This is a genomic window from Microbacterium sp. CIAB417, assembly GCF_022788845.1.
The window spans coordinates 114,600-129,727 of the sequence record NZ_JAHZUT010000002.1 but is presented as its reverse complement, the minus strand read 5'-3'; the positions used below and the strand labels follow the sequence as shown (position 1 = coordinate 129,727).

General features: G+C 69.3%; 16 protein-coding genes and 1 pseudogene. 4 read left to right on the top strand and 13 right to left on the bottom strand.

From position 1 onward, the window contains the following. Positions 1–31: 31 nt before the first annotated feature. The gene (locus KYX17_RS07300; protein WP_243226315.1) at positions 32–574 is read right to left on the bottom strand and encodes a hypothetical protein; all 543 of its coding nucleotides are present in this window, start codon (positions 572–574) and stop codon (positions 32–34) included. Between the two features lie 377 nt (positions 575–951). After that, a pseudogene (locus tag KYX17_RS07295) lies at positions 952–1,140 on the bottom strand (cupin domain-containing protein); the annotation flags it as partial. Positions 1,141–1,159: 19 nt separating this feature from the next. Between KYX17_RS07295 and KYX17_RS07290 the strand changes: the two are divergent. Then, entirely contained in the window at positions 1,160–1,480 is a 321-nt protein-coding gene (locus KYX17_RS07290; RefSeq protein ID WP_243226314.1) for a hypothetical protein, read from the top strand. Positions 1,481–1,619: 139 nt separating this feature from the next. Here KYX17_RS07290 and dnaB read toward each other — a convergent pair whose 3' ends face one another. Then, positions 1,620–2,984 (bottom strand): replicative DNA helicase, encoded by a 1,365-nt coding sequence (gene dnaB / locus KYX17_RS07285; protein ID WP_137418539.1) that lies wholly within the window; start codon positions 2,982–2,984, stop codon positions 1,620–1,622. 553 nt (positions 2,985–3,537) lie between these two features. Between dnaB and KYX17_RS07280 the strand changes: the two genes are divergently transcribed. Beyond that, positions 3,538–4,509, top strand: a complete 972-nt coding sequence (locus KYX17_RS07280) for a hypothetical protein (RefSeq protein WP_243226313.1) — start codon at positions 3,538–3,540, stop codon at positions 4,507–4,509. A gap of 97 nt (positions 4,510–4,606) precedes the next feature. Beyond that, the gene (locus KYX17_RS07275) at positions 4,607–6,262 is read left to right on the top strand and encodes a collagen-like protein (RefSeq protein ID WP_243226312.1); all 1,656 of its coding nucleotides are present in this window, start codon (positions 4,607–4,609) and stop codon (positions 6,260–6,262) included. Between the two features lie 65 nt (positions 6,263–6,327). Here the strand turns inward: KYX17_RS07275 and rplI are convergent, their stop codons facing one another. The 4 genes from rplI to rpsF are packed head-to-tail and all read right to left on the bottom strand — an operon-like array spanning position 6,328 to position 7,953. Further along, complete coding sequence (gene rplI / locus KYX17_RS07270) at positions 6,328–6,780, bottom strand: 50S ribosomal protein L9 (RefSeq protein ID WP_137418537.1); 453 nt, start codon at positions 6,778–6,780, stop codon at positions 6,328–6,330. A gap of 11 nt (positions 6,781–6,791) precedes the next feature. Further along, entirely contained in the window at positions 6,792–7,046 is a 255-nt protein-coding gene (gene rpsR / locus KYX17_RS07265; protein WP_137418536.1) for a 30S ribosomal protein S18, read from the bottom strand. A gap of 26 nt (positions 7,047–7,072) precedes the next feature. Next, on the bottom strand, positions 7,073–7,591 hold the full coding sequence (locus KYX17_RS07260; RefSeq protein ID WP_234074055.1) for a single-stranded DNA-binding protein: 519 nt from the start codon (positions 7,589–7,591) through the stop codon (positions 7,073–7,075). A 5-nt stretch (positions 7,592–7,596) separates the two neighbouring features. Continuing rightward, positions 7,597–7,953, bottom strand: a complete 357-nt coding sequence (rpsF, locus tag KYX17_RS07255; RefSeq protein WP_137419238.1) for a 30S ribosomal protein S6 — start codon at positions 7,951–7,953, stop codon at positions 7,597–7,599. 189 nt (positions 7,954–8,142) lie between these two features. On the opposite strand from rpsF, the gene KYX17_RS07250 reads away from it, so the two are divergent. Next, a complete protein-coding gene (locus KYX17_RS07250) occupies positions 8,143–9,132 on the top strand; it encodes a hypothetical protein (protein ID WP_243226311.1) in 990 nt (329 codons plus the stop codon). Between the two features lie 289 nt (positions 9,133–9,421). Here KYX17_RS07250 and KYX17_RS07245 read toward each other — a convergent pair whose 3' ends face one another. The 6 genes from KYX17_RS07245 to KYX17_RS07220 form a co-directional block, all read right to left on the bottom strand. Next, entirely contained in the window at positions 9,422–10,168 is a 747-nt protein-coding gene (locus tag KYX17_RS07245) for an amino acid ABC transporter ATP-binding protein (protein WP_234074058.1), read from the bottom strand. Continuing rightward, positions 10,165–11,025: an amino acid ABC transporter permease gene (locus KYX17_RS07240; RefSeq protein ID WP_243226310.1), complete on the bottom strand. Its 861-nt coding sequence runs from the start codon at positions 11,023–11,025 to the stop codon at positions 10,165–10,167. The genes KYX17_RS07245 and KYX17_RS07240 overlap by 4 nt, the downstream gene beginning before the upstream one ends. Before the next feature lie 2 nt (positions 11,026–11,027). Then, positions 11,028–11,876 (bottom strand): ABC transporter substrate-binding protein, encoded by an 849-nt coding sequence (locus KYX17_RS07235; protein WP_243226309.1) that lies wholly within the window; start codon positions 11,874–11,876, stop codon positions 11,028–11,030. A gap of 74 nt (positions 11,877–11,950) precedes the next feature. Further along, the gene (locus tag KYX17_RS07230) at positions 11,951–12,388 is read right to left on the bottom strand and encodes a cupin domain-containing protein (RefSeq protein WP_243226308.1); all 438 of its coding nucleotides are present in this window, start codon (positions 12,386–12,388) and stop codon (positions 11,951–11,953) included. Next, entirely contained in the window at positions 12,385–13,686 is a 1,302-nt protein-coding gene (locus KYX17_RS07225) for an amidohydrolase family protein (protein ID WP_243226307.1), read from the bottom strand. Before KYX17_RS07225 ends, KYX17_RS07230 begins: the two co-directional genes overlap by 4 nt. Continuing rightward, on the bottom strand, positions 13,683–15,107 hold the full coding sequence (locus KYX17_RS07220; protein WP_243226306.1) for an adenosylhomocysteinase: 1,425 nt from the start codon (positions 15,105–15,107) through the stop codon (positions 13,683–13,685). The genes KYX17_RS07225 and KYX17_RS07220 overlap by 4 nt, the downstream gene beginning before the upstream one ends. Between the last annotated feature and the right edge of the window lie 21 nt (positions 15,108–15,128).

Below are 15,128 nucleotides of genomic sequence, written 5' to 3'. Positions count from 1 at the left end.
CCACATCCGGGCCGTCGTTCCCGCGCGTTCGTTACGTCGCGTGCCAGTAGCGGCGAGCAGCCCGATCACAGTCAGAATCGTCGGACGCTGCCACCACTCCGCATCCGCCCCCAGTTGGAGTGGAGCGCCCCAGCCAGTCACCCAGAACACTGCGGCCGCCAACACGCCGGCGAGTACCGAAGTCACAAGAGCGCGGCGCATGGGCAACCGGCTGATCCGCCGGAACCGAGATCGGACGCTCGCGGTATAGCTGCTGCTTGACGATCTCCTTCTGAATGTAGTCCGTCAGCTCATTGCTCTGTCGATCGAACGGCTGCACCCCGACATCGCTCAGCGATGATAGTGAGATCTCGACGACCCTCGACGCCAGACGCTCACGCACCCCCGTAAGGACGCTGCTCTCGCCGCTCCCGTACCCACCCGTCAGCGCGATGTTCCAGACCCGCTTGCGGCGCTCATCGTCCTCCAAGAGCGACACGAGTTGGTCGCTGTACACCTTGTGCTGCTCGGGTACATGCACCGGAACGAGCGGCACCAACCCCAGACCAGTCCCGTCCCCAACGACGTCTGCCATTCCTCTACCCCAGATCAATACACACGATCCGTCCACGAGAGCTGGCCCAATGGCCAACTGTGGGCCATCTTGCGGTAGAAAATGCCATCTTCACGTGGAACCTACAGCTACTTCTGTAGGAACCGATCAGAGGTGTCCAGCTAGGGTCCGCCGTCGTGCGGCAGTGACGGGCGAGATGTCCGCCAGACCAACGGGTCTTTCGGTTACAAGATGTCCACGCCGTCGTGTCGGCGCATTGCTGAGGATGGATCTTGTGTCAGCTGAAGCGTTGCCCCCTGGAGGCCTACTAGACCGTACCGAGTGTAGAGACGACCCCGGGTGACGACGCTGAGAGGTAGGGGGAGCATCTTCCGGGTGCGGCTCGACCCCGTTCAAGGTCAGCGGCCGTTGTACTCGTCGTCGGTGATGTGCTCAGCCCAGGTCGTGGTGGCAGCAAGGTCGTCGGCTGATTCCAGGATGGCGAGGTGTTCCATGAACACGCCGGGTGCGGATGCGTGCCAGTGCTCTTCGCCCGGAGGGGTACAGAGCGTTTGCCCAGCGTGTACCTCGATGATCTGTCCGTCTCGTGTGACGATCGTGGAACCTATGGCACCAGCCGGCCCCGCCGCGCCCGAGGTATCACGCCTGGTCTTCGGAAACAGTCACATGTTCGGCGTCATGGTCGAGATCGCTTCGCTACGCGGTCGCTCCTTCTCGTCGAAGCAGATCAGCGACGCAACTCAGCTCTCACCCGGCATTGTGCATCCGCTGATTCAGAAGCTTCGTCGCGCGCGCTTCATCGAGTTCGTGGAACAGGTCCACGGGGAGCGCACTCTGCTGTACCGCGTCGTCGAAAACCACGTCTGGGAAGCTGCGAGTCGATATGCGGACGAGCGGGACGCAGCCGGCGAACGCTCCGCCTCGTAACTTCCCCACTCGGAGTCGGCAAAGATTCTTGGCTCACTGGGCCAAGAATCTCGCGCGTCCCCGAAATATGGCGGAACCGCCACATGTCCGCCATCTGCCTGTGGATTCCGCCATGTTCACGCGGAACCTACACGCCTCGCTACATCCCCGCCGCCATGTCGGTGAAGCGCGAGAAGTGGCCCTGGAAGGCGATCTCGATCGTCGCGGTGGGGCCGTTACGGTGCTTCGCGATGATGAGGTCGGCCTCGCCGGGACGCACGTCCTTGTCGTACACCGAGTCGCGGTGCAGCAGCATGACCATGTCGGCGTCCTGCTCGATCGAGCCGGACTCACGCAGGTCGCTCACCTGGGGGCGCTTGTCCTGGCGCTGTTCGGAACCACGGTTCAGCTGCGACAGCGCGATGACGGGAACCTGCAGCTCCTTCGCGAGCAGCTTGAGCGCACGCGAGAACTCGCTGACCTCCTGCTGACGCGACTCGACCTTCTTGCCGCTGGTCATCAGCTGCAGGTAGTCGATGATCACCATCTTCAGTCCGACGCGCTGCTTGAGACGGCGGCACTTCGCGCGGATCTCGACGAGCGTCATGTTGGGGCTGTCGTCGATGTACAGGGGCGCGTCGTTGATGCGGCCGCGGGTCGCGGCGACGGTGGTCCAGTCGCGCTGGTCGAGGGTTCCCTTACGCATGTTCTGCAGCGGGATGGCGCCCTCGGCGCTCATCAGACGCATCGCGATCTCGCTGCGGCCCATTTCGAGCGAGAAGAAGATCGCCGGCATGTTGTGCTTGATGGCCGCTGCCCGGGCGAAGTCGAGCGCGAGCGTCGACTTACCCATGGCGGGGCGGGCGGCGACGACGATCATCTGACCGCCGTGCAGGCCGTTCGTCAGCTCGTCGAGCTGCGCGAAGCCCGTGGGCACGCCCGTCATCGAGCCGTCGCGGCCGCGGGCAGCCTCGATCTCCTCGACGGCCGCATCCACCGCCGTCGTGAGGGGCACGTAGTCCTCGGTGGTCTCGGTACCGGTGACCGAGTAGATCTCCGCCTGCGCCGAGTTGACGATCTCGGTCGCCTCACCCTGACCGGCGTAGCCCATCTGCACGATGCGCGTGCCTGCCTCGACGAGACGGCGCAGCAACGCGCGCTCGGAGACGATCGAGGCGTAATAGCCGGCGTTTGCAGCCGTCGGAACGATCGAGGTGAGCGTGTGCAGGTAGTCGGCGCCGCCCGCGCGCTGGAGGTCGCCGGTCTTGATGAGCTCGTCGGTGACGGCGATGACATCGGTCGGCTCGCCGTGAGAGTAGAGCGTGAGGATGGCCTCGAAGATCAGCTCGTGTTTCGGGACGTAGAAATCGGCACCGCGCAGGCTCTCGATGACGTCGGCGACCGCATCCTTCGACAGGAGCATGCCGCCCAGGGTGCTCTGCTCGGCGAGCACGTCGTGCGGCGGCGTTCGTTCGTACTCGCGTCGGGGCTCGAGGCGGTCCGCTGGGATGTCGGCGATGGACACGAGTGTCCACACTCCCCTCTGGCGCCGGAAGGCGTCGCTGTTCGAACGTGATCGACCCGCATTCTGCGCCCCCACGCACGCGGAAACGGGACGATGCACAAGCACATCACCCGCCTCCGACATCCGCGTCCCCCTGACGCGCGCGGGGCCTTTTCTCGGGCCGGCTCTGAAGCCTCCCCCACGCTAAAGTCGGCCCATTTTCCACGCAAATGGGCCTGTGGATAACCCTGTGGGGAAGTTGCGCGAAACGCCGTGCACCCTGTGGACGAGCACTGTGGATAAGTGGATAACCTCGGCGTCCTGCCGCAAGTTTTATGGCTTCCGATCTGGGTATTCTCGTTACCCACACCTGCGGAATGTGGTGTGGTTGAAGTCATGCTTTAAGGTTGCGAATCGACCCGAGTTGTGCACAGGAGCAGCCGCCCGATGACCTGTTCGAAGTGAGTCTGACTGCCACTTTCTCCGCCGTTGCGCAAGCCCCCCCTGCGACACGCCGCCGTACCAGTATGTTGCCGGGCACAACTGGCCCTGCCAATGACGCACAGGGGGTGACGTGGACGAGTCAGTGAACGGATCACCGCGACGCGTGGGGCGGATTCTCCTGCTCGCCGTCGGCGTCGGCCTGCTCTGGGCGGGCATCTCCGTGCTGACCTCCACCTCCTCCGCGCACGCGGACGACGACGAACGCGGCGGCCTCATCGGGCTGGTCGGCGGGGTCACGGGCGCGGCGTCAGATGTCGTCGGCGCGACCACGGGCGCCGTCGGCGAGATCCTGCCGCCCGTCGCACCCGTGACCGATGCGGCCTCGCAGACGGTCTCGGCCGTGACGACCACCGTGTCGGACACCGTCGCCTACGTGCCCGAGGTCGTCCCGGAGCTTCACCCCGTCGTCGAGCCCGTCGTCACAGAGATCGTGCAGCCCGTCGTCACCGACGTCGTGCAGCCCGTCGTCGACGGGGTGGGTGGGATCGTGGAGCCGGTTCCCGTCGTCTCCGACGTCGTCGGCGCGATCGACCTTCCGAGCGTGGTGGGCGTCGTTTCCGGCGTGATCGGCTCGGTGGACGACACCGTCGGCACCGTCATCGGCACGCCCGGCCACCCGACGAGCGGTGGGGTCCTCCCCTCCGTGCCTCTGCCCGGCACCGACGGCGCCCTCTCGAACCCGCTCGGGACGCAAGAGGCGGCGAGCGCAGCCCTGGTGGCCGTGCTGACGGCGGATGCGCGCCGTACGACCGTCGCGGGCGCCGGCGGCGGCACATTCTCCGCCCCGGATGCGGCCGCGCCCGCCAGCAGCCTGGATCTCTTCGGCGCACCGCCGCTGCCCGGACACGCGGTTCCATGGGAGAGCTCTGCGCCCTCCGGCTCGTCTTCTTCGGGCTCCTCGTCCGGCTCGCCGAGCTTCGCCCTCGGATGGGTGGAGAGCTCCGCGTGGCCTGGTTCTGAAGGCTCGACCGTCGCTCCCCGCGACGGCGACGATGATCTTCCCTCCTCCCCGGTCTTCGACACCGACGTCGCCCCCGACTGACCGATTCGGGTCGCGTTACGCACGCGACACATCCCTGCACGCTCGCGTGCATCCGCGCTTGCGCGCGGTCCGAATCGATCAATCAGGAGAAAGAGTCATGCGTACATTCGCAAAACGAGTGCTCCTCGGAGCACTCATCGGTGGCGGTATCGCCATCGCCGGAGCAACGGTCGCCAACGCGGCCGAGACAGACGGGCAGGACGGACTGCTCTCGGGAACCCAGGGGCTGATCAACGTGGCGGTCCCCGTCACCGTCAGCGGCAACGCCGTCTCGCTGCTGGGTGACTCGGCGTCGCAGGATGCGGCGACCGAGGTCGCTGCGCCCACGCCCGGCACGGGGTCGAACGAGACATCCGGCAGCGATGGAGTCGGCAGCGGCACCCAGGCGCTGGTCGACGTGACGATCCCCGTCACCGTCAGCGGCACGAGCATCTCACTCACCGGTGACAGCACGTCGTCCGGCGCCGAGACGGCTCCCGCCGCTCCCACGTCGGATGCGGGCGTGCCGACGACGACGGACGGCACCGACGGCGTCGCCAGCGGCACCCAGGTCGTCGCGCCCGTCACCGCACCGGTGACCGTCAGCGGGAACGCCATCTCGCTGCTCGGCGACAGCGAGACCAGCGACGCCGCCACCGCCGCGGGAACCACCGGATCCGGCAGCACGGACGGCGCGATGACGGGAGGGTCCGACGGCACCGCCAGCGGCACCCAGGTCATCGCGCCGGTCACCGCACCCGTGACGGTCGGCGGCAACGCCATCTCACTGCTGGGCGACAGCACGACCAGTGACGCCGCCACGGCGCCCGTATCCACAGGTTCGGGTAGCGGCGACGGCGCGATGACGGACGGCACCGACGGCGTCCTCGGCGGTACTCAGGCGATCGCACCGATCGCCGCTCCCGTCACGGTCGGCGGCAACGCCATCTCCCTCACCGGAGACAGCACCACCACCGATGCCGCCACGGCGCCCGCATCCACAGGTTCGGGCAGCACCGACGGCGCGATGACCGGTGGCTCCGACGGTGCCGTCAGCGGCACCCAGGTCGTCGCACCCGTCACCGCCCCGGTCACGGTCGGCGGCAACGCCATCTCCCTCACCGGAGACAGCACCACCACCGACGCCAACACGGCTGCCGGCACCACCGGCACCGGCGGCACCGACGGCGCGATGACGGACGGCACGGACGGCATCCTCGGCGGCACGCAGGTACTCGCTCCGATCACGGCTCCCGTCACCGCGGGCGGCAACGCCATCTCGCTGACGGGCGACAGCACCTCGACCGACGCGGCAACGGTCGTTCCGACCGGCAGCGGCACGGTCCCGGTGCTTACCTCCGGTGAGGACGGCATCCTCGGCGGCACGCAGCTGGGCCTGCCGATCACGGCGCCGATCACCCTCGGCGGCAACGCCATCTCGGTGACCGGCGACTCGATCACCGAGAACCCGGGAACCACGCCGGGCACCCCCGGTGAGCCCGGGACCCCCGGAGAGCCCGGCACGCCCGGTGAGCCCGGCACTCCTGGCGAGCCCGGCACCCCCGGAACGGCTGGTACCCCGGGAACGCCCGGTGCGAACGGAAGCCCCGCTGCGGTGACCGGTGTCGTCAGCGCCGGCGCCCGGACGGCTGACGGATCGCTCGCGATGACGGGCGGAGCGGATGTGGCGGGCCTCGCGCTCGGCGCCTTCCTCCTGGCAGGGTTCGGCGCGCTCATCGCGCTGATCGCCCGCCGCCGTCACGCTCGGATCTGAGGGTGGAAACGGCGGATGGCGGGGAGTCTCATCGACTCCCCGCCATCCGGCATGCCCTGAAGGCGTTACTTCGCGGCGACCACCTGGAGGGAGATCACGGCGGTCACGTCGTCGCGCAGACGAACCGTGGCCTCGTGCACACCCACCGACTTGATCGGCGACGTGAACTGCACCTTGCGCTTGTCGATCTCGCCGATGCCGGCGGTCTTGACGGCGTTGGCGACGTCCTCGGTCTTGACCGAGCCGAACAGACGACCCTCAGCGCCCGCCTTGACGGTGAGCTTGACCTTGTCGGCCTCGAGAGCGTTCTTCAGTGCGACGGCGTCCTCGTGGTCGTGGATCGCGCGAGCCTCGCGGGCGGCGCGGATCGACGCGACCTGCTTCTCGCCACCACGGGTCCACGCGACAGCGAAGCCCTGGGGGATGAGGTAGTTACGGGCGTACCCGTTCTTGACCTCGACCACGTCACCGGCGCTACCGAGCCCGGTGACCTCGTTCGTGAGAATCAGCTTTGCCATGTCGGTACCCCTTACCGGCCTGCGCCAGCGTAGGGCAGGAGCGCCATTTCACGGGCGTTCTTGATCGCGCGGGCGATCAGACGCTGCTCCTGCACCGAGACACCGGTGATACGACGGGCGCGGATCTTTCCACGCTCCGAGATGAACTTGCGAAGCGTGGCGACGTCCTTGTAGTCAATGACGCCGACGCGGATCGCCTTCGCGGGAGCAGCGTTCTTCGCGCCCTTCCGCGGCTTGCGGCGGTCGCCGCTCGACTTTCCAGCCATGTTGTTTCCTTAAAAGAAGTGTGTTGTCAGAACGGGGTGTCGTCGCCGTAGGCGCCGGGGGCGCCCCACGCGTCGGCACCGTTCGCCGTGTTGTTGCCGCCTGCGGGCGAGCCGGGGGTCGCCCACGGCTCGTCGGCGACCTGGGCACGCGACTGTCCGCCGCCACCACCGCTGTTTCCACCGGCCGCGCGCGTCACCTGAGCGGTGGCGTAACGCAGGCTCGGGCCGATCTCGTCGACCTCGAGCTCGATGGAGGTGCGGTTGTTGCCCTCACGGTCCTGGTAGGAGCGCTGCTTCAGGCGGCCGGTCGCGATGACGCGGCTTCCCTTCGTCAGCGAACCCGCAACGTGCTCGGCGAACTCACGCCACACCGATGCACGAAGGAACAGCGCTTCGCCGTCCTTCCATTCACCCGACGCGCGATCGAAGTTGCGCGGCGTGGAGGCGATCGTGAAGTTCGCGACGGGGAGCCCGTTCTGCGTGTAACGCAGTTCGGGATCGGCCGTGAGGTTACCCACGACGGTGATGACGGTTTCGCCGGCCATGAGCCTTAGGCCTTTGCTGCCTTCGCGGGAGCGGCGGCCTTGCGGGCTGCCTTCTCCTCGGAGCGCTTGGCTTCGGCGGCGACCTGAGCGATCGCCTCTTCGGCGCGGAGGACCTTGGTGCGCAGGATCGACTCGTTCAGCTTCAGCTGACGGTCGAGCTCCTGGGTGGCCTCGCTCGTGGCGACGAAGTTGACGACGGCGTAGATGCCCTCGGACTTCTTCTGGATCTCGTACGCGAGACGACGACGGCCCCAGACATCGACCTTGTCCACCGAACCGCCATCGTTGGTGATGACCTTCAGGAACTTGTCGAGGTTGGGGGCAACCTGACGCTCGTCGATCTCGGGGTCGAAGATGACCATGAGCTCGTACTGGTGCGAGTGCGTCACTAACCCACCTCCTTCGGACTAGAACGGCTGCCGGGCACTTCCCGGTAGCAGGAGGGTGTAATGCACGTGCCGGGACACAGACGTATCCAGACAACCTCAGAAGTCTAGCGGATGCGGCTCGCCGCCGCATCCGGGCCTGATCGCGGCCGGTAGCGTGGCGGCATGGAGTGGACCCCGGACGTCTCTGTCGGCGATTGGCTGCGCGAGCGGACGGACGGTCCGTGGCAGGGGACGATGCACGACGTCGTTCCCCGCGGCTTCGCCGCCTATGCCCGCGTGTTCCACCCGACGACCCGGTCGCGTCCGATCGGGATGGAGTGGCCGCCTCTTCCGCAGGACGAGCATCGTCGTGCGTGGGACGCCTTCGCCGACGCCCAGCCCGAGATCGACACCGAGACCGCCCGGTGGCGTGACGCCGCCGCATCCTTCGGCACAGAACTACACCCGACGGCGCAGTGGGGTGCGCTGGTCGGCCGCGCACCGGTCGACGGGCCCGTCTACGGCGCACGCTCGCGCTCCGACGACGGGTGGGAGTACGACGCCCCGCGCGAGGGCGAGCTGGACGCGGCGACCCTCGCCGCGATCGGCCGGCACCTCGCCGCCCGCGGCACCGCCGTCGGATACGCCGCGGTCTGGGAAGGCTGGGGCGGACTGGTCGGCCATCTCGGGATCGCACCGTCGCGAGCGTTCCTCTCCTCCTCGTCCGATGACCCGGACCTCGAGCGCCACCAGGAGATGCTCGCCCACGCGATGCGCGACCCCTTCAATCGCCCGTACGCGAAGGAGAGCTGGCAGCCCGGCATCCTCGACGACGGCGTCTCGCGTGGGCCACGGTTGTCGCTGCCCGGCCGCGACTACGTGCTGTTCTGGGGCCCGCTGGACGTCTTCGCCGATCCCACCTGGCCGCAGGAGGTGCCCTGGCGCGATACGGAGCTGGAGCGCGCCGGATTCGCGCAGTTCGCCGCATCCCCGTCGCTGATGTGGCCGTCGGACCGGTCGTGGGTGCTGGCCACCGAGGTGGACTTCGACTCCACGATCATCGGCGGCGACGCGGAGCTGATCGAGGCCTTGTGCGCCGACCCCGCCCTCGAAGCGCTCCCGCTGCCCGCGGGCTCGTCGCTGCAGTGGGATGCGGATGCGGTCAACCGATGACCCTCGACACGACCCCGCTCACCGCCCCGGTCGACCCCGCCGAGCTGCAGGAGTTCACCCGGAGGAATCCCACCAGGACGGGGCCCGCTCGGGCCAACGGGCTCGTCAACGAGTGGAAGGAGATCGACCGCAAGACGCGTCCCTTCAACGCACCCACCCGCTGTTCACGGGACCCGAAGTGCGGGCTTTCCCGTCCCCAGGCCGCAAGACGCGTCCCTCGAACACGAAGGTGAGTCCCTCGAGCACAAGCGCGCGTCCGTCGAGAGCACCCGCGCACCGCGGCGCGGGCTCAGGCGAGGGCGCCGCCGCGACGTTCGCGCTCGAGGAACCGGATCGTCTCGGGATGCTGGGGCGCGTCGAACACCTGCGCGGGCGTGCCCTGCTCGATGATCGTGCCGCCCTGCATGAACACGATCCGGTCGGCCACCTCCCGCGCGAACGACATCTCGTGCGTCGCCATCAGGATGGTGGAGCCACGGGTCTTGAGCTCGCGCACCAGATCGAGCACCTCGCCGACGAGCTGCGGGTCGAGCGCGCTCGTGATCTCGTCGAGCAGCAGGAGCTCGGGATCGGTCATGATCGCGCGCACGATCGCGACGCGCTGCTGCTGCCCACCCGAGAGGCGGTCGGGGAACTCACGCGCCTTCGCACCGAGACCCAGCGTCTCGAGCAGCTCCATGCCGCGCGCACGCGCCTGCTCACGCGGCACCCCGTGAACGCGGCGCGCAGCAAGCGTGACGTTGTCGATCACACGCAGGTGCGGGAAGAGATTGAAGTGCTGGAACACGACGCCGATGCGGGCGCGCACCGCATCCTGATCGACCGTGGGATCGGTGATGTCGTCGCCGCTGAGCAGGATGCGGCCGTCGTCGACCCGCTCGATGAGGTTGATCGTGCGCAGCAGTGTCGACTTGCCGGAGCCGGAGGCGCCGATGAGCACCACGACCTCGTGCTGGGCGAGGCTGAGATCGATGCCGCGCAGCACCTGGTGGTCGCCGAAGTCCTTGCGCACGCCGATGACGTCGAGAACGCTCACACGACACCTCCGGTCTGCTCGCGGCGGGCGAGGCGGGCCGAGACCCAGTCGGTGAGCCGGATCATCGGCAGGCTCATGGCGACGAACAGGAGCCCCGCGACGATGTACGGGGTGAAGTTGTAGGTGGCGGCGACCTGGATCTGGGCGGCGCGCACGGCGTCGACGGCGCCGAGGACGGAGATGAGTCCCACATCCTTCTGCATCGACACGAAATCGTTCATCAGGGCCGGCACGACCTTGCGCACGCCCTGCGGGATGACGACGATGCGCAGGGTCTGCGCATGGCTGAGTCCGAGCGAGCGGGCGGCGATCCGCTGCGAGGGGTGCACCGCCTCCATGCCCGCGCGCAGCACCTCCGCCACGTACGCGGAGTAGGTGAGCACGATCGCGATGGTGCCCCAGAGCACCACCGGCACGCGCCCGAAGATGCCGAGGGCGGGGATGCCGAACCCGACGAGATACAACACGATCAGCAGCGGCATGCCGCGGAACAGGTCCGTGTACACGGTCGCCAGCGCCCGGAGCGGGAAGAAGACCGGCCCGCGCAACGAGCGCATCACCGCGAGCAGGGTGCCGATCACGGCGACGGCGAGAGCGGCGACCAGCAGCACCTGGATGTTGACCCACAGCCCGGCGAGCACCGAGGGGAAGGCGGCGAGCGCGATGTCGACGTCGAAGAAGCTGCGGCGCACGTCCTCCCAGCCGGGGCTGGAGACGACCGCGTAGCCGACGATGCCGACGAAGACGACGGTGCTCGCGAGCGCGATGAGCACCGATTTCGTGGACTGCCGGCGCCGCGTGGCGCGCCGGGCGAGCTCGAGCTCGCTCGGCTGCCACGCGGCGTCGGTCGTGGTCATGTTCAGCCGAGGACCGGAACGTCGACGGCTTCGCTGAGCCAGGTCTTCTGCAGCTCGTCGAGCGTGCCGTCCGCGCGGAGCTCGTCGAGGGCCTTCGACACGGGGTCGGTCAGCTCCGAGCCCTTGGGCAGCACGTAGGCGAGCTGGTCGCCGCCGGTCGTGTCGGCGAACTGGCCGAGGATCTTGCCGCCGTCGAGCTCGGCGTTGGCGAGGTAGAAAGCGGTCGGCAGGTCGATGACGAACGCTTCGATCTGGCCGGACTGGAAGGCGAGCACGACGTCGTCGTTGTTGTTGAAAACGCTGAGCTTGTCGGTGCCGAGCTCCTCGGCGGCGACGGTGTAGCTGGTCGTGCCGCTCATGACGCCGACCGTGTAGCCCTTGAGCTGGTCGATCGTCGTCGCGTTCGCTGCGGCGGAGGTGTCCGAGGTCACGACGGCCTGCGAGGTCGTGTAGTACGGCGACGAGAAGTCGACGGCCTGCTTGCGCTCGTCGGTCACCGAGAACTGCTGGATGTTGAGGTCCCAGTCCTTGGGCCCGGGCGCGATCGCGCTGTCGAACGTGGAACGCACCCACACGACGTCGTCGGCCGAGAAGCCGAGCTTCTCCGCCAGCGCGTAGGAGACGGCCGACTCGAAGCCCTTCTGGTTGGAGGGGTCGTTGTCGACGACCCAGGGGTCGTACGCCGGCTCACCGGTCGCGATGGTGAGCTTGCCCGCGGTGAGGGTCGGCAGAGATCCGTCCTCGGATGCGGCCGGAGCGGACTCACCGGCGAAGGCGCAGGCGGTCAGGGCGAGCGCTGCGACGGCGCCGAGGGCGGCGCCGACGGTCAGGCGCCGGAGGCGGGAGGTCATGATCACGGGGACTCCAAGCAGGAAGAGGGGGTGTCGGGTCGGGCGTCGGCGGGTTGCTGTGTCCGACGCCGCGCTCAGCCTAAATCACGGGCGAGGCGCCAGTCCTCGAAGCTGAAACCTGGCGAAACGACACAGCTGACGAGCACCTCGACCTCTCCGCCGAGGCGGGCCGACTGCCACACGCCGGCCGGCACCGTCACCTGCGCCAGGTGTCCCGCCGAAAGGTCCGGGCCCAGGGTCACGGTGCGCTCTGCGATCGGCTCCTCGCCGTCGCCCCCGAAGCTCAGCTCGAGGGTTCCGGGTCCGTGCCAGAGCCAGATCTCGTCGCTCGTGACGACGTGCCACGCGCTGTGCTCGCCGGGGGTCAGCAGGTAGTGGATGCAGGTGGCCGCCGGCCTCGGGCCGGCCGGCGTCTCCACGCCCGCGGTCGCGGTCCACATCCGACGGAACCAGCCGCCCTCGGGATGCGGGGCGAGATCGAGGGTGACGGCGGTGGCGGGACGGGTGCTCATGCGCTGACTCCGGTGTGCTCGGTGAAGGACGGGGTCGTGTGCCGGAAGGCGCCGCTGATCACGGTGGCGGCGGCGTGACCTGCGCCGTCGGTGGCGAGATGCTCGATCGTGTCGTCGATCGTCGTCACCGGGATGTCGATGAAGGCGAGGTCCGCGAGGGCTCCGACCGCCAGGTAGCCGGTGCGGTCGGGCCCGGTGTCGATGCCCATCGCGTGCGCACCGCCGAGGGTCGCCGCCCGGAGCAGCTGCGCCGCGAGTCCGCGGTCGGAGTAGCCCTGCGCCCGGGCGATGCGGTGCAGCGCCGCCACATCCGCCAGCAGGTCGAGCGAGGGACTCGAGGAGAGCGAGTCGGTGCCGACGGCGATGCCGTTGCCCTCGGCGAGGTAGGCCGCGACGGGAGGCTCGTCGAGGCCGATGACCGCGTTGGAGCGGGGGCACAGCGCCACCGAGGTACCGCGGGCGCGCAGCAGCGCGCGATCGCGCGCGGTCATGTAGACGCCGTGCGCGATGTGACAGTCCGGCCCGAGAACACCCAGCTGGTCGACGAACTCGGTCGCGCCCGTGCCGAAGCCGTCGCCGCGCAGCTCGCGGAAGCTGCCGGCGCGACGCTCCTGCCACGGCATCGGATGCGGAGCGCCCGACTCGCGCTCGAACGCGGCCTCACCGAGGTGCAGATGGATGCGGCCGCCGCGCTCGCGAACGATGTCGGGGATCTCCAGCAGCGGCTCGACGTCGAGCGAGTACGGCGCATGGGGGGAGAGCCCGGTGCCCGGCGGGGAGGGGAGCGCGTCGAGCGCCGCCTCGACCTGCGCTCTGCCGGTCGCCGCCCAGTCGGCGTTCGTCCAGCTCATCACCTCCCAGTAGGTGATGCCGTGAAGGCCCGCGTCGTGCAGCACACCCGCGGCGGGCGCGTCGGTCACGATGTCGGCGACCGCCGTCGTGCCCGCCTCGATCACCTGTCGCGCTCCGGCGTCCGCATCCGCCTTCCAGTCGTGCCCGCGCTCGTAGACCGGGTCGAAGGCCGCCGCCCAGTCCTCGAAGCCGCGGTAGCTGCCGCGTCCGACCTCGGCCATTCCCGTGTACTGCAGGTGCGAGTGGGCGTTGACGAGTCCCGGCAGGAGCACGCCCGGCCAGTGCACCTCGGTGAAGGAGGCGCCGCGGGCGGTGAGCTCGCGGCGCACCCAGTCGCGGTCGCCGACGTGGCGGATGCGGCCGCCGCTGACGGCGATCGCCCCCTGCGGGATCGGCGGGGCGGTGATGGGCAGCACCAGATCGGCCGAGTACAGCACGACGCTCATCCGCGGGTCCCCTCGTAGCGGGCCGAGCGCCAGTCCGCCTCCGTACCCGCGGTCGCGGTGGACTCGTCGATCCGCACGCCGCGGGCGGCGAGCGCCGCCCGGCCCACACGCTCGTCGATCTCACGCGGGAGGGTGTGCACGCCGATACCCGGGCGGGTGCGCAGCAGGTGGTCGAGGGCCGCGAGCTGCACCGCGAACGACAGGTCCATGATCTCGATCGGGTTGCCCTCCGCGGCGGTGATGTTCACCGCTCCGCCACCGCCGAGCACGAGCGTGGCGGATGCGGCGGCGGCCGCCGTCACCTCCCCCGGGACGCCACCCGCGACGGCGACCGCCACCGCACGCTCAGCGATCGCCGCATCGATCGTGCCCGCGACGCCCGTGGCCGACACGACGAGCGCGCCGTCCGCCAGCTCGGATGCGGGGCCGACCGCATAGCCGTCGTGACGCGCGGTGAGGGCCCGCACCGGGTCGACCTCGGCCACCGCGACCGTCGCGCCCAGGGCGCGCAGGTATGCCGCGACGCCCTCGCCGACCGGGCCGTAGCCGATGACGAGAGCCGGTTGATCGCGAACCGTCAGCCCGCGCTGCTCGAGAAGATCCGCGATCGCCAGAACGCAGGAGAACCCGGTGCCGTAGCGGTTGTCGAACCGGGTCTTGGCGGCGGCGTCGTTGACAGCCAGGACCGGGGTGCGCAGCAGCCCCGCCGCATCCATGCGCCGCAGCGGCGTGAGCCCGGAGGTCGTCTCCTCGTTCGCGCCGATCCAGGATGCGGCGATCGCGGGGTCGATCTCGTGGGCGAGGCGGATGAGGTGCGAGCCGTCGTCGATGAGAATGTCGAAGCCGCGGCGCAGGAAGCCCTCGGCCGCCGAGCGCTCCTCGAGACCCGAAAGATCGGCGCCGCCGTCGACCGGGATGCCCATCGACGCGAGCGCCGCGGCGACGGCCGCATCCGTCTCGTCGGGGTGCCCGTAGACCGCGACGTCGGCTCCGCGAGAGCGCAGCAGAAGCGCCAGCTGTGCCGTCTTCGGCTCGAGCACCATGCACACGCCGATGCGGAGGCCGGTGAGGTCGATCTGATCGGCGAGGGCGGCGGAGACCCGCATGTGGGCCGCGGCGAAGGCGATTCGTGCGGCAGCATCGGGCCGGTCGGGCAGCGGCGCACCGCCCAGGAGCACGGTCACGTCCGTGGGGTCCGCGTCGGCGGCGAGCGCCGTGAAGTCGAACCGCAGCATCCCCGCATCCGAGACCGGCCCTGTCGTGACGACCGCACCGAGGTCGTGCAGCAGAGTCGTGAGTCGCTCGGCGACGGCGCGATGTGCGGGCGGGGCGTCGACCCGCACGGTGCGCGAGGCGATCATGAGATTCGTGCGGCGGGCGAAGCGACGCACGATCGCCTCCGCGATGCGCGTCGTATCCACCGCCATAGCCTACGTCGATCC